The organism is Pseudomonas sp. RW3S2 (assembly GCF_014268955.1).
Taxonomy (GTDB): domain Bacteria; phylum Pseudomonadota; class Gammaproteobacteria; order Pseudomonadales; family Pseudomonadaceae; genus Aquipseudomonas; species Aquipseudomonas wayambapalatensis.
In genome coordinates, this window is record NZ_JABWRM010000002.1 from 321,744 (window position 1) to 334,413 (window position 12,670).

The window sequence follows — 12,670 nt, forward strand, 5'->3', positions numbered from 1 at the left end:
TATCCGCGCCGGCCTCGGCTTCGATGAGTATGTCGATATCGCCTACCGTATCGCGCAGGCGACGTATGCTTCCTGCGGTTGTCGCCTGCGCACCCCCTGGAATTTGCCGCACATAGCCAAGCACAAGGTTGGCGACGGGTTCAATAATCCCCAGTGGAAAGCGTTCAGGGAGGGTCATGGTGCGACCTCGCTCGCGCGGTGAGCCTGCAGATACAAGGTCCACGGCGCGTCAACCGATCCAGTGAATCTCCGGCGCCTTGCGCTGCACATCAGCTGCCACTGAGCAGGGATAACCTACAATCACCGGCGCGACAGGGGCGCATTCATCGGGCAAGTGCAAAGCCTGCCTGCCAGCCGGCGTGGCGAGATAACGCTGCGCCAGCCCTATCCAGCAACTGCCCAGGACCTCGGCATGCGCCGCGAGCATCAGGTTCTGCGCGGCCAGCGCGCACTCTTCAACGGCCCAGTCACTGGCCGTCTTCGCAGCGATCACGATGAGCGCAGGAGCGTGGTAGAAGATCTGAAAGCGCTCATCATTCAACATCGCTTGCAAAGATTCAGGCAACTGATCGCCACAGTGCTTTGCCAGGTACGCTTTCGCATCGGACGATACCCCTGCTCCAGAAGTGCCTGGTCGCGTACCACGGTGAACACCCAAGGTTGCAGGTTCATCGCGCTCGGTGCCTGTGCCGCGGCTTCGATCAGGCGGACGATCAGATGCTGCTCGACAGGCTCGGCGGTGAACGCACGGGTCGAGCGACGCTCGTGAATCGCCTCATAGATATTCATGGCTCAGCCTCGAAAGTATTCATCCGGACCGTAGCCCGCCTTTGAGCTCCGGAATATCCGGGATCAGCCGGTCACGCTTGAGCTTGTAGAGGTAATACATCAGCAGTTGGGCGCGCCCCACTGCGAATGAGGGAACCAGAATGATGCCATGACGCAGGAGAGTCTGGTTGATGGCTTGGGCCAGAGACTGCTCGGTCAGATCAATGCGCCCTGCCCTTCAACGTGCCGCCCCTGCCACCTCATATCAAGCTTTCGGCGAGCCGACTGAACGTTTATTCAGCCGCCCCGGTCGCACAACAAAGACGCAGCACAATGCGCGTACCCTGACCGTGAGGACCTCACCATGAGCGCGATCTCTTCCAATGGGGCTGAAACGCACCCCATCTGTCTGACCCTCAATGGTCAGCCCCGAACACTGCAGGTGCATCCTTGGGTCACCTTGCTCGACCTGCTTCGTGAGCAGTTGGACCTGGTCGGTACCAAGAAGGGTTGCGACCATGGCCAGTGCGGCGCCTGCACGGTGCTGCGCGATGGCAAGCGCGTCAATGCCTGCCTGACCTTGGCCATCATGTGCGACGGGGCCGACCTGGTGACCATCGAAGGGCTGGCCAGCGGCGACGTTTTGCACCCCATGCAGCGCGCCTTCATCACCCACGATGCATTCCAGTGCGGTTACTGCACCCCGGGGCAGATCTGCTCTGCGGTCGGGCTGGTTTACGAAGCACGTGCCGACACCCGCGAGGCCATTCGTGAGCAGATGAGCGGCAATCTCTGCCGCTGTGGCGCCTACGGCAACATCGTCGCGGCGGTGGAAGAAGCCCTGCCGTTGATGAGGGATGGGATCGAGCCACAACGAGGGCAGAATCCATGACACCTTTCAGCTACCACAAGCCCAACTCGGTCAGCGAAGCCGTAAACCTGGCTGACGCCTGCTCGCACTTCATCGCTGGTGGTACCAACCTCGTCGACCTGATGAAGGAAAACGTGGTTCGCCCCAAGCGTTTGATCGACATCTCCGGACTCGGGCTGAACGGTATCCACCCCACGCCCGGCGGCGGCGTGCTGATCGGTGCACGGGTGAGCAACGCCGACCTGGCCTGGCACCCGATGATCGAGCAGCAATACCCGCTGCTGTCCGACGCGATCCTGGCTGGGGCATCGCCGCAGTTGAGGAATATGGCCAGTACCGGTGGCAACTTGCTGCAACGTACCCGCTGCTACTACTTCTACGACACCGGCACCGCCTGCAACAAGCGCGAACCGGGCAGCGGATGCCCTGCGCGCACAGGCATGAACCGCATCCATGCCATTCTCGGCGCCAGCGATGCCTGTGTCGCGACCCATCCCTCGGACATGTGCGTCGCATTGGCAGCGCTCGAAGCCGTGGTGCACGTACAGGGGCCGTCCGGTGAGCGGCAGATACCCTTCGCGGATTTCCATCGCCTGCCCCAGGACACCCCCGAGCGCGACAATCAACTGGCATTCGATGAACTGGTGACAGGCATCGAGCTGCCGCCCCCAATGTTCGAACACCATTACCGTTACCTGAAAATACGCGACCGCGCCTCCTACGCGTTCGCGCTGGTATCAGTCGCTGCAGCCTTGAGCTTCGATGGCGAAGTGATCCGCCAGGCGCGCCTGGCGTTGGGCGGCGTTGCCCACAAGCCCTGGCGGGACCTGGCTGTCGAGCGCATGTTGGTCGGCCAGGTGCCTTCTGAAGCACTCTTTACCCGCGCTGCGCAAACGTTGCTGCAAGGTGCACAACCTCTGCGCCACAACGGTTTCAAGGTAACGCTCGCTCAGCGAGCAATCGTGCGCGCATTGGATGACGCGGCGCGCGGTGCCGCTGACGGAGGAGCACGACCATGATCAAAAGCACACCAGTAGTCGGCACGCCCCTGGACCGGGTGGAGGGTGTGGCGAAGGTCACCGGGCAGGCCCGCTATGCGGGCGAATATCCCGAAGCGGGCCTGCTACACGGCAGCGTCGTGTCCAGTACCATCGCCCGCGGTCGGGTAGTCGATATCGACAGCACACAGGCTTTGCGCGTACCCGGGGTAATCGCCGTGCTCGACCATGGCCATCGTCCGCATATATCGAGTTATGACGACGACTATAGCGATGCCGACTCTGCCGAGGGCTCGCCGTTTCGGCCCCTATTCAATGATCGAGTGCTCTATAGCGGGCAACCGGTAGCGCTGGTGGTCGCTCAAACCCTCGAACTGGCCCGATATGCCGGCTCGCTGCTCAAGATTGAGTATGCCGAGGAGGCTCACCAGACAGACCTGGGCGCATGCCAGCAGTCGCATCCGGCACCCGCCGAAACACCGGCGCCACGTGGCGACTTCGCCGGGCAGTTTGCCGGTGCGCCGGTGCAGGTGGATGCGACCTACCTGACGGCCAACGAGCACCACAACCCGATGGAGCCCCATGCGTCGACCGTGCACTACAAGGCCGATGGCACGCTGGAAATCCACGACAAGACCCAAGGCACGCAGAACTGCCAGGACTACCTGCACAAGGTGTTCGGCCTGCCCAAGGCAAACATTCGTGTACGCGCGGCGTTCGTCGGCGGAGCCTTTGGCTCGGGCTTGCGCCCGCAGTACCAGTTGCCGGTGGCAGTGATGGCGGCGTTGCACCTGAAGCGCTCGGTGCGCGTGACCCTGACCCGTCAGCAGATGTTCACCTTTGGCTACCGGCCCCGCACCGAGCAACGCTTGCGCCTGGGGGCAGACGCAAACGGGCGCTTGCTGGCAATCGCTCACGATGCGCTCGGCCAGACCTCCCGCTTCGAGGACTTCACCGAGCACCTGGTGGAATGGAGCGGCATGCTCTACCAATGCGACAACGTCGCGCTCAGCTATCGCTTGGCCTCGCTCGATGTGTACACCCCGCTGGACATGCGGGCACCTGGGGCCGGGTCCGGGATGATTGCGCTGGAATGCGCCATGGATGAGCTCGCTTGTGCTGCGAAGATCGACCCGGTAGAGCTGCGCCGGCGTAATTTCGCCGCTAACAATGGCAACGAGGGCAAGCCCTACTCCAGCAAGGAATTGCTGGCCTGCTACCAGCAAGGTGCCGAGCGTTTTGGCTGGCATGAGCGCCCCCCCCAACCGCGCAGCATGCGCAATGGCAACCAATTGATCGGCTGGGGCATGGCCGGTGGCGTCTGGGAAGCCATGCAGATGAAGGCCAGCGCCAAGGCGCGCATCGATGCCAAGGGCCACCTCACCGTCAGCAGTGCCACCACCGATATCGGGACCGGCACCTATACCGTCATGACACAGATCGCAGCCGACGCTGCCGGCACCAGGGTGCAGGACGTCACCTTCGTGCTGGGTGACTCTTCACTGCCCACCGCACCGCTTCAGGGCGGATCGTTCACGGTGTCGTCAGTGGGCTCGGCCGTGCGCCAGGCCTGTCAGGTACTGCGTGCCAAGGTGCTGGAGCATGCACGCAAAATGCACCCGCAAGTGGCCAACACACCCCGGGAGCAGTTCGTTTTCGCCGATGGCTACCTGCACGCGGACAGCCATCGCATGGCCATGGCGGACATCGTCGCCAGCGCCCCCGACGGTGAGTTTGAAGTGCAGATCGAGGCAGAGCCCGGCGCCAGGCGCCAACCGTTCTCCACCGCCACCCATTCGGCAGTATTCGTGGAAGTCCACGTCGACGAGGACCTTGGCACAATCAAGGTGGTACGTGTGGTCAGCGCCGTGGCGGCTGGGCGTGTGGTCAACCCGAAAACCGCGCGCAGTCAGATCCTCGGAGGCGTGGTGTGGGGGGTGGGCATGGCTCTGCATGAAGCAGCGCTGACCGACCATCGGTTAGGCCGCATCGTCAATCACAACCTGGCGGAATACCACATCCCGGTGAACGCAGACATCGAGGATATCGATGTGATCTTCGTTGAAGAGCACGACGAGATTGTCAATGAGCTCGGGTCCAAGGGCGTGGGCGAAATTGGCGTTGTCGGGGTGGCCGCTGCGGTGGCCAACGCGATCTACCATGCCACGGGCAAGCGTGTGAGGGAGTTTCCCATCACGCTCGATAAAGTGCTCTGATCGGGTGGGGCCAGGTCCCCATCCGCCTTGCGCTGTCGGCAGCGCGCTCGGACCTTGTCGGCTTCAGGTGTTATAGGACCACCTCAGCGGCCACGGTTGCGTATGAGGGGGTGGTTCTACGGATAGCCGAATCAAGGTAATAGGCAAACACCACAATTGCATTCAAGACCCTCCTCCTCATCACTCAAGATTTTTCTTGTTCCCGTCTCCAACCCTTATTCCTAGAATTTCGTGTCGTGTGCTGGTCTTCGGCATCAAAAAAGAAGGCTGGCTGAAAGTGAAGTGGGCTGCCGGTATCTGCTTGCGTCTTATCGACTCCCCCCAGATGAACATGGCCTGCGGTCTGCAGGCTGATCAAGGAGTGAACAGTTGAAGTTTGCGCCACATATCATTTTGACGCTTTTATCCATTGTAGCCAGCGGTACCGCTAACGCAGATAACACGGCCGGTTGCTGGTGGTCGCCACAAACGACAGACCAAAAAAAGGTGTACTTTAGTTTAGCCATGACGCCTAAAACGCTGCATCTGGCCCCCATCGGCCAACGCATGAATTATCAGGCATTCTCCTTGGCATCCGTGAACAGGTTCATTGATTTCAAATGTCCGACAAAAATAAACCCCATTCACTACAGTTATAAAGTGGATGCTCCTTTGGAGGACGGATACGACGATGTCTATCGAACCAATTTATCCGGCGTTGGAATTCGGCTTGTAGATTTTCGATTGAACAGAGCTCTACCTTTTGAAAATAGTTATCAGAATGCTCCAAGAATGATCGGGCGGCTACCAGAGCCTCTGCATGTAGAACTCATACGTACAGCCCGTGGCATCGAGAAAGGCAATCTCAACGTAAACTTCAAGGTACACGCGCAGGTTGAAGACTGGGATGCCGCAGAAATAGAAATTATTGGGCAGGTGGAGCTGACCTCCAGTAACTATTTCTCAGGATGCACGGGTGAAAAACGTCAAGACATCCCACTTGGCAGAGTAGCTATTGCACTTCTCGAAGAACAGACACCACGCACTGTTGGCTTGAGCGTACTGTGCACGGGCCTTCTTCCGGGATCGAATTTACCCGTTAAAGTATATTTTGAAGGTAGCAACGAAGGCTCCGGCATGCTCAACTTGACCCCCGGAGGAGCAGAGGGCATTGGTGTCGCCCTCACGACCCCCACGGGCGTAAAGCTTCCGTTTAGTAAATGGGCCGGGTTAGCGATGCAATGGGTAAAAAGTGAAGAAGATGGCGAGCGTTATACGTTCGAGTTCCAGGCGAAATATACGCGTAAAGGCAGCGCCAAGATTAAACCCGGCAGAGCCGATGCGGTACTGAATTACGTCCTCGATTATAACTGACCGGGTAATGATGCCAGGTCGGTCAGCGATTGTTCGACCTGCCCCTGTGCGATGCTGAGTGCCATCTGCGAAAGGCACAAACGCCACGGCGTCTCAATGCCTTCGACAACCAGATTAGCCAGTACCTGACGGGTTACTACAACTGGATCCGACCTCATCAACTCAGCGATGGACTGGCTGAGGCGAAAGCTGAAAAAATGCGTTCGATATGAGTTGACCACCGCCCTTCAATAACGAGCCGATAGGACCATCCTCCCCGACCTGTTTAGACGTGCGCGGCTGCTCTCGCTTACCAGAGTGTTGGACGCTCTGAGAGCATGGCAAGGCCTGCTTGCCTAGGGATAAATAATATTGACGATTGCGGATGCCTTGAGCGGACCAATCGACACTTTGTTCGGTGCGAAAGGGAAGTAGAACGCCCCCATTGAGGCGGTAAAGCGATCAGGCGTATAGCTACCGGGGGATAAGCTATGTATCGAAGTACCCCTTCCACGTATAATTGACGACCTTGAGAATATCACCGGTGTGGAGGGGTCGTCAGCAGTAACAAGCATGATTCCGACGCCTTGCGCTGCACCGGGCCGTTGATCGATGAGATAAGTGTCTTGGGTGCCCAGATCATTGCTGGAAAGGAAGATGTCGACAGCGCGGTCCGCAACCCCATTGCCATGAAGGTTTGCGCAGCTAAAATTCAAGTTGAATGGCGTATAGCCAGCCCGCGGAACAGCAGTCACACTTGAAATGCTCACATCTGGAAGAGTGACGGTGAGCCCTGGGTTGTCCAGTTTGCAAGTAGTAGAGGTGGGCGTGTAGATCAACTCCAAGTTTTGAGTGAACATATTTCTTTTCCAATCGGGGGCCCCGGCCACCAGATAGTATGCCGAGCTGAAAATTGAACCAAGCCATTCAAGCCAACTCATGCCGGAGTCGTCGACGACATTTACGAAATTTTTGAGTAGCGCCACGCTACTTTGAAATTTTGTCTCGTCAGGTCCAGGCCCATTTTCCAAGGTAAAGCGCATTGTAATGGGTGTGTTCACCTCGGCGCCTTGATGTGAGCCCGATTTCATGGGTATGGATTCTGGCATCGAGATGATTTCCACCCGGATCCAATAGGTGCCATTCTGAAACCCGATCAATACCCCGCCAGATTTTTTTAGAGCAGATTGGTACTTCAGATTTTCGCCCCCAGAACATTTAAACGACCGACTCGGAAAGTTGGTATAGACCGTCGTCATCCACGTAGGAGAAATATTCTTTTTCACGCGCTCCGAAAGGTCCAGCACAATATTGGGCCCTCGGGATGTGATGTCGTCATAGCACGTTGCATTGGCGGCACAGTTGAAAATAAGGCTCAATAGCAAAATAGCAAAACACAACTTATTTTTTGACCAAGCAGACATTAGCACATCTCCACTCATCGACACGAAACGGACGCGCGAGGTGCGAGTACATCCGGCAGGTTCATCGCGCAGGCACTGTCATGCATGCGCACCGTTAATCGCGAAGGGCGTTCTTCATAGTTTATAAATACCGTGCTGGCCTGACCTACATAACCGATCGAGTTCCCAGCCTGGTCCAGCACCTCGGCGCCGAAGGGCAATGGGGAGCCATTATCATGTACAGCACGGAAGTTAAGCGCCTGGCGCACGTCAGTTTTGAACGTGACCTTCGCCACTGCGTCAGCGAAGGGCACGCTGTGCGCAACGTTGCCGATGACCCGCCCGCCCGAGGTATTCTCGCCTTCGGACAGCACGATCGAATTTGAGCGGTACGGGCTTGCGTAAGGTACAAGCGCGAAACCATCTTCATCGGTGACGACACTGGTATCACCATTGACAATCAAACCCTTTGCCTTCGGCGCCTCGACAACAATCATCGTGTTGCCTATTTCATTGGAGGCCAGAATCTTTCCTGGAATCATGACCACGGTACCGCGTGCGTCCAGACCAAACTGACGGTAATCGGATGCTTCACCGAGTGTCGCTCCGATCGTGGCGTTCTGGGCACGGTAGGAACTACCCACACTGACCGCACGGTTCTCAGGGTCATGGCTCGCAGCTACGCTGTAACTCAGTCGTTGAGATTGCAAAGCACTCCCGCTCACGCTTGTATTACTTTGTGAATAACGTGAGTCGGTAAATGAAACATTGCTGGCGATCGTGGCACGATTGGAAAACATTTCGAATGGAATGGTAAAGCCAATAGACGATCGTGTCTGGTCACGCCCATGTGAATCACGCACCTTGTTGACAGACACGTTGACGGATACTTGGCTGAATGATTTTGAAAACCCAAACTGATACTCCCGGCTCTTTCTATCGGAGCCCCAGTAGTCCCGTTGCACTCCCGAAAAATATACAGATCCCCATTCGCCGGGAAGCCGTTGGCTGACGTTGAGGCTGAGGTTATTACGAGGTCGTGCGCCTGTCAGCGAATCCCAGGTCTTCATGTCGATGACAGCAGCTTCCTCGCTCTGATGTATGTCAAAGCGTTCCTGGTGTTTTTTCCGAGCCTTGCTGAAATTGTTTTCTGTTGCATAAATCGCATCATCAAACGTATAGAAATCTGCGCTTGAGTAACGGAAAGCGCCCAGCGTGAAATTGGTATCCGTGGCATCGAGCAGTTTGCTGTAGGTGATTCGAATACTCTGGCCGGTGAAATCTTGCTGTTTGAGCTTCGTCCGCGCATGCGTCACATCCAGCGAGAGTGCTCCCACCGGTAAATTAAAAGCGCCGCCGACCAAGTAGGCTTGATATTCGCTGCTGACAGTGCTGCCGAGATAGCCCGTGGCGAGGTTGTCAAGACCGCGTTGCCAGGTGGCCTGAAAAAAATCAGGCGTATAGTTCGTATTGGCTTGTACCGCAGAGCCCAACGTCAACGCGTATTTACTGACACCGGCTTTCAGCATGCTAGGCACAGACGAAAAGGGTATTGTGAATGAGGTGATCTCTCCAGTGGCCTCTTGAACAATGGCGGTCAGATCCCCCGCCGAACCGGTATGTGGCAAGGCATCGATCACGAAGGGACCAGGCGGCACGTTTTCCTGATAGATAATGCTGCCGTTCTGCTTCACGATCACCAGTGCATTGGTTCTGGCAGTGCCTCGGACAACGGGAGAGAATGCCTGCATCGACTGGGGGAGCATGTTGATGTCCGAAGACAAGGTGACCCCTTTGGTTTTGACAGAGTCAAATAAGTCTCCGCCAGAATAAAATTCGCCAATTTTTACCACCGACTTCAGCGGCGCAATATTTTTCTGCGCGTAGCGAAGGTTGGACTGATACTGCACCTGCTCGGCGGACCGTTTACGCACCGAGCCAAATTCTCTAATCTGCCAACCACCGATATTCACGCCAACATTCAGGCCCGAATAGATATTGTTGGTCACGGCCTTGGTACGTTGTGTTTGCAACCGGTTATAGACCGCATTGTAGCTGACCAGCAATGCTGGCAGACCTGGGTCCCAGAATTTCGGGTCAATGTAGCTTTCATCAGCACGTCGCATATAGGCTTGAGGGACACTCACGCGCAGACTTTGTGCACTGACATCCAATACAAAGGTTGCACCCTCTGAAATTTGGTTGATCGGAATCCAATCACTAACGCCAACGACGGGTGATGCCAGAGACGTATCCAATCCCAAATCCGAGATTGCCGTAGAGGTGATTTTCACATCCTCACGGGCAGTGCCCAGCAGGACCTTGAAGCGCCCCTTCCATAGTTCATTTACATAAACATCCAATGTATGCTGGCCAGCAGGCAATTCCACATCGTTCAAGAATCGAGAAAGATCTGATTCTTTCGACCTGCCCGCCAGAAGCGAGGTGTCGAAAAACTCCGCGCGCACCTCATGCATCATGATTGAAGAACCCAGCAACACACTGAAAAAAACAGCGGCCTTTGTTTTTTTTGTGTGGGCCATCAAGTTACCGCAACGTGACCACTTCATCTCGGTACGCACCCAGGTCGTCAACATAAGTCAATACATATTGAGCGCCCGGCACAGGTTTATGCTCACCCGGTATATCCAGCGAAGCATGAGGTGCAATCATACTTGCGCCCGCAAGTTCGACACTCGAGTCTTTGACCGCAATGCGTACAATTGTCAGGTGATAAGCGCTGTCATTGAAAATAGACACACCCGTACCGTGCGCCACTGCCCTGATATTTTTAGTGCTGAAGTCAGGGCTGGATTTCAAGGCATCCGGACGATAGAAGAGCTTGACACGCGTTCTCAGCGCAAGTTGCAATGTATTTTGCTCCTTCAGGTGATCCGGAAGTGCAGGTATCTCCAACACATTCAGATAGAAAATACTTTCGCGATCGCTGGGCAACGCTGCGTCCGTTTTTTCAATCCTGAGTTGTTGCCCGCCATGACCAAGCACTTTGACGATCGGCGGGGATAATAGAAAAGGCACGTGCGCTGTTTCAGGCGTAGAGTTGACATCTCCGTCGTCAATCCAGGCCTGAACCAAGGAGGCGTCTGGCCCTGTGCTGGTCAACTGTACGGATACGAAACCCTTGCGTTCGTGGTAAATAATTCGCGTACCATTCAAGATTATGTTTGCCTGGGCATAGGCCGAGCCCAGGACTAAACACACGCCTATGAGCAACTTAAACATTATGTGCCTCAAACCAGGCCTGCGGTCGCGGCCTGGATCTTCGAAGGGCGTATCAGAGATACGAGATGGTGTAAATCAAGCTGGAGCTTACGACCCCTACCCTCGCCGCTGCAGTATTTGTTTTGTAGTAGTAAGCGTCGAACACCAAGGTGTCTGATTCGGGAGACTTCTTTGCGCCAGTAATCCCGGTGTTGAACGGCGTGTTCAATTGCAGCGGCGTCTGCGCTCCGGGCAAACTCAGGGAGAAACCAACGTTTTTCGCTACCGCCGCGTCGCTTTCATTTACCGAGGTATTCACCAGGTACTTACCATCGGTTGAGATATTGTCCGCTGACGAAAAATACATGATCAGCGGCGTAGTCGGCGCCGCGGGGGTCGTTGCACTACTGCTGGCCGCATTACACCCTGAGAACGTCATAGAGAACGACTTTTTGTTCTTCGCGATCGGACCCACAGTCGTCCCCGCGTCTGCGACTGTGATCGGCGCAAGTGCGACAGTAAAGTCGGCGCTCTTGCCACCATTGATCGTGCAGGTTGTGTCGGTGATCATACCGCTAAAAGAGATTACACCACCTGACACATTGGTGGCTGCTACGGACTGGGCACATACAATAGCGGCGGATACGGCCACGAGTGTTTTGAGGTAAAATTTCATAAGTTTTCCAATGTTATTTAAAAGTTTCAATGAGTCATTTTCGCGGCACGATGATCCCGACGTTTCACATTGACTAACGGGGCGCCCCAGAAGCCTGTCTGCTCCCCTAATTCAGAATACGCGAGACCCTACATTAGGGACGGCTCTACCGAACTTACCGCAGTACTCAACGAACATCTCAGAAGGCATTGGGCGGGCAAAGAAGTACCCTTGTGCATAATGCACTCCGATCTGCATCAAATGCTGGCATTGTGCAGCTGTTTCGACGCCCTCGACGACCATTGACATACCCAGCTTTTCCGTAAGTGCAAGTACACAGGAAATAATCGCCTCAGCCTGAAAGTCGTCCTGAATCCTTTGGATAAATGCCCGATCGAGTTTCACCTCGGTAAACGGCAATACGATCAGCCTTTCCAGCGTTGAGTACCCTGAGCCAAAATCGTCCAATGACAATCCACATCCTGCGCGCCTCAAATACCGTGCATTTTCGTAGGCAGCGGAACTGCTGGGGAGCGTCGCAGACTCCAAGATTTCAAACACGATGCTGTTATGAACGACACGACACCTTTCTATTTCTGCAATCAACCTCCCTACCAAGTCGTTATTTGCCAGTTGCACCGGATGTAAATTGAAGGAAAGGGGCACCAAAGCCTCTGTGTGCTCCAACCGCTTCTGGAGTGACAGCCCCTGCTCGAACAACGTCCAGAACAGAGAATCGACCAGCCCATGCCGCACCATCACGGGGATGAATTCCCCGGCTGCAAGAACACCCCTGACAGGATGGTTCCAGCGGGCCAGCAGCTCACCGCCCACGACCTGACGATCAAGCAGATGGATCTTGGGCTGTATGAATGCCTTAAATTCCTGCGACTCCAAGCCTCGCTTGATATCAGCGACGAGAGGTAGCTCCAACTCCGTAGAGTCTGATGCAGCCCTGACTCCCAGATCGCTTCTGCCGAATGTTGGGAATTGACGTTCCACGGTATTTCAAATCCCTATAGGAGAGGAGTGAGAGGGGCGCTCAAATCGTTCTGGCGGCACTGTAAGCAGGAAAGGCTGGTGCATCTGTAGGAAATTTCCCAAGCGGCGCGAGATGAAAAACGAGTCGGCTTCTTCCGTTTCATGCCGCTCGCGCTGCAGATAAGCCTGCTGGAGCGTAGGCACACCCTGCGAACGAGCTTGAC

The 12,670-nt window shown here is 55.9% G+C and carries 11 protein-coding genes and 2 pseudogenes; 4 read left to right on the plus strand and 9 right to left on the minus strand.

The window, feature by feature from the left end:
• Window positions 1-19 precede the first annotated feature (19 nt).
• From HU748_RS26690 to HU748_RS04245, 4 genes and pseudogenes are all read right to left on the minus strand, one after another.
• Window positions 20-178, minus strand: a pseudogene (locus HU748_RS26690) (hypothetical protein); the annotation flags it as partial.
• 51 nt (window positions 179-229) lie between these two features.
• Entirely contained in the window at window positions 230-565 is a 336-nt protein-coding gene (locus HU748_RS26695) for a nitroreductase family protein (protein ID WP_346655454.1), read from the minus strand.
• Complete coding sequence (locus HU748_RS26700; protein ID WP_346655455.1) at window positions 538-789, minus strand: nitroreductase family protein; 252 nt, start codon at window positions 787-789, stop codon at window positions 538-540. The genes HU748_RS26695 and HU748_RS26700 overlap by 28 nt, the downstream gene beginning before the upstream one ends.
• Before the next feature lie 49 nt (window positions 790-838).
• Window positions 839-991: pseudogene (locus tag HU748_RS04245) on the minus strand (MBL fold metallo-hydrolase); the annotation flags it as partial.
• A 141-nt stretch (window positions 992-1,132) separates the two neighbouring features.
• Here HU748_RS04245 and HU748_RS04250 point away from each other — a divergent pair.
• From HU748_RS04250 to HU748_RS04265, 4 genes are all read left to right on the plus strand, one after another.
• Window positions 1,133-1,660: a (2Fe-2S)-binding protein gene (locus HU748_RS04250; RefSeq protein WP_186719346.1), complete on the plus strand. Its 528-nt coding sequence runs from the start codon at window positions 1,133-1,135 to the stop codon at window positions 1,658-1,660.
• The gene (locus HU748_RS04255) at window positions 1,657-2,658 is read left to right on the plus strand and encodes a xanthine dehydrogenase family protein subunit M (protein ID WP_186719347.1); all 1,002 of its coding nucleotides are present in this window, start codon (window positions 1,657-1,659) and stop codon (window positions 2,656-2,658) included. The genes HU748_RS04250 and HU748_RS04255 overlap by 4 nt, the downstream gene beginning before the upstream one ends.
• Window positions 2,655-4,853, plus strand: a complete 2,199-nt coding sequence (locus tag HU748_RS04260; protein WP_186719348.1) for a xanthine dehydrogenase family protein molybdopterin-binding subunit — start codon at window positions 2,655-2,657, stop codon at window positions 4,851-4,853. Before HU748_RS04255 ends, HU748_RS04260 begins: the two co-directional genes overlap by 4 nt.
• 369 nt (window positions 4,854-5,222) lie before the next feature.
• Complete coding sequence (locus HU748_RS04265; RefSeq protein WP_186719349.1) at window positions 5,223-6,206, plus strand: type 1 fimbrial protein; 984 nt, start codon at window positions 5,223-5,225, stop codon at window positions 6,204-6,206.
• A gap of 335 nt (window positions 6,207-6,541) precedes the next feature.
• On the opposite strand, the gene HU748_RS04270 is transcribed toward HU748_RS04265, so the two are convergent.
• From HU748_RS04270 to HU748_RS04290, 5 genes are all read right to left on the minus strand, one after another.
• Window positions 6,542-7,609 carry a fimbrial protein gene (locus HU748_RS04270; protein WP_186719351.1) on the minus strand — a complete coding sequence of 356 codons (1,068 nt, stop codon included), beginning with the start codon at window positions 7,607-7,609 and terminating at the stop codon, window positions 6,542-6,544.
• Window positions 7,610-7,623: 14 nt separating this feature from the next.
• Complete coding sequence (locus HU748_RS04275; protein WP_186719353.1) at window positions 7,624-10,131, minus strand: fimbria/pilus outer membrane usher protein; 2,508 nt, start codon at window positions 10,129-10,131, stop codon at window positions 7,624-7,626.
• 4 nt (window positions 10,132-10,135) lie between these two features.
• Window positions 10,136-10,831 carry a molecular chaperone gene (locus HU748_RS04280; RefSeq protein ID WP_186664700.1) on the minus strand — a complete coding sequence of 232 codons (696 nt, stop codon included), beginning with the start codon at window positions 10,829-10,831 and terminating at the stop codon, window positions 10,136-10,138.
• Window positions 10,832-10,883: 52 nt separating this feature from the next.
• The gene (locus tag HU748_RS04285; protein ID WP_186719355.1) at window positions 10,884-11,486 is read right to left on the minus strand and encodes a fimbrial protein; all 603 of its coding nucleotides are present in this window, start codon (window positions 11,484-11,486) and stop codon (window positions 10,884-10,886) included.
• Between the two features lie 111 nt (window positions 11,487-11,597).
• Window positions 11,598-12,467, minus strand: a complete 870-nt coding sequence (locus HU748_RS04290; RefSeq protein WP_186719356.1) for an EAL domain-containing protein — start codon at window positions 12,465-12,467, stop codon at window positions 11,598-11,600.
• Between the last annotated feature and the right edge of the window lie 203 nt (window positions 12,468-12,670).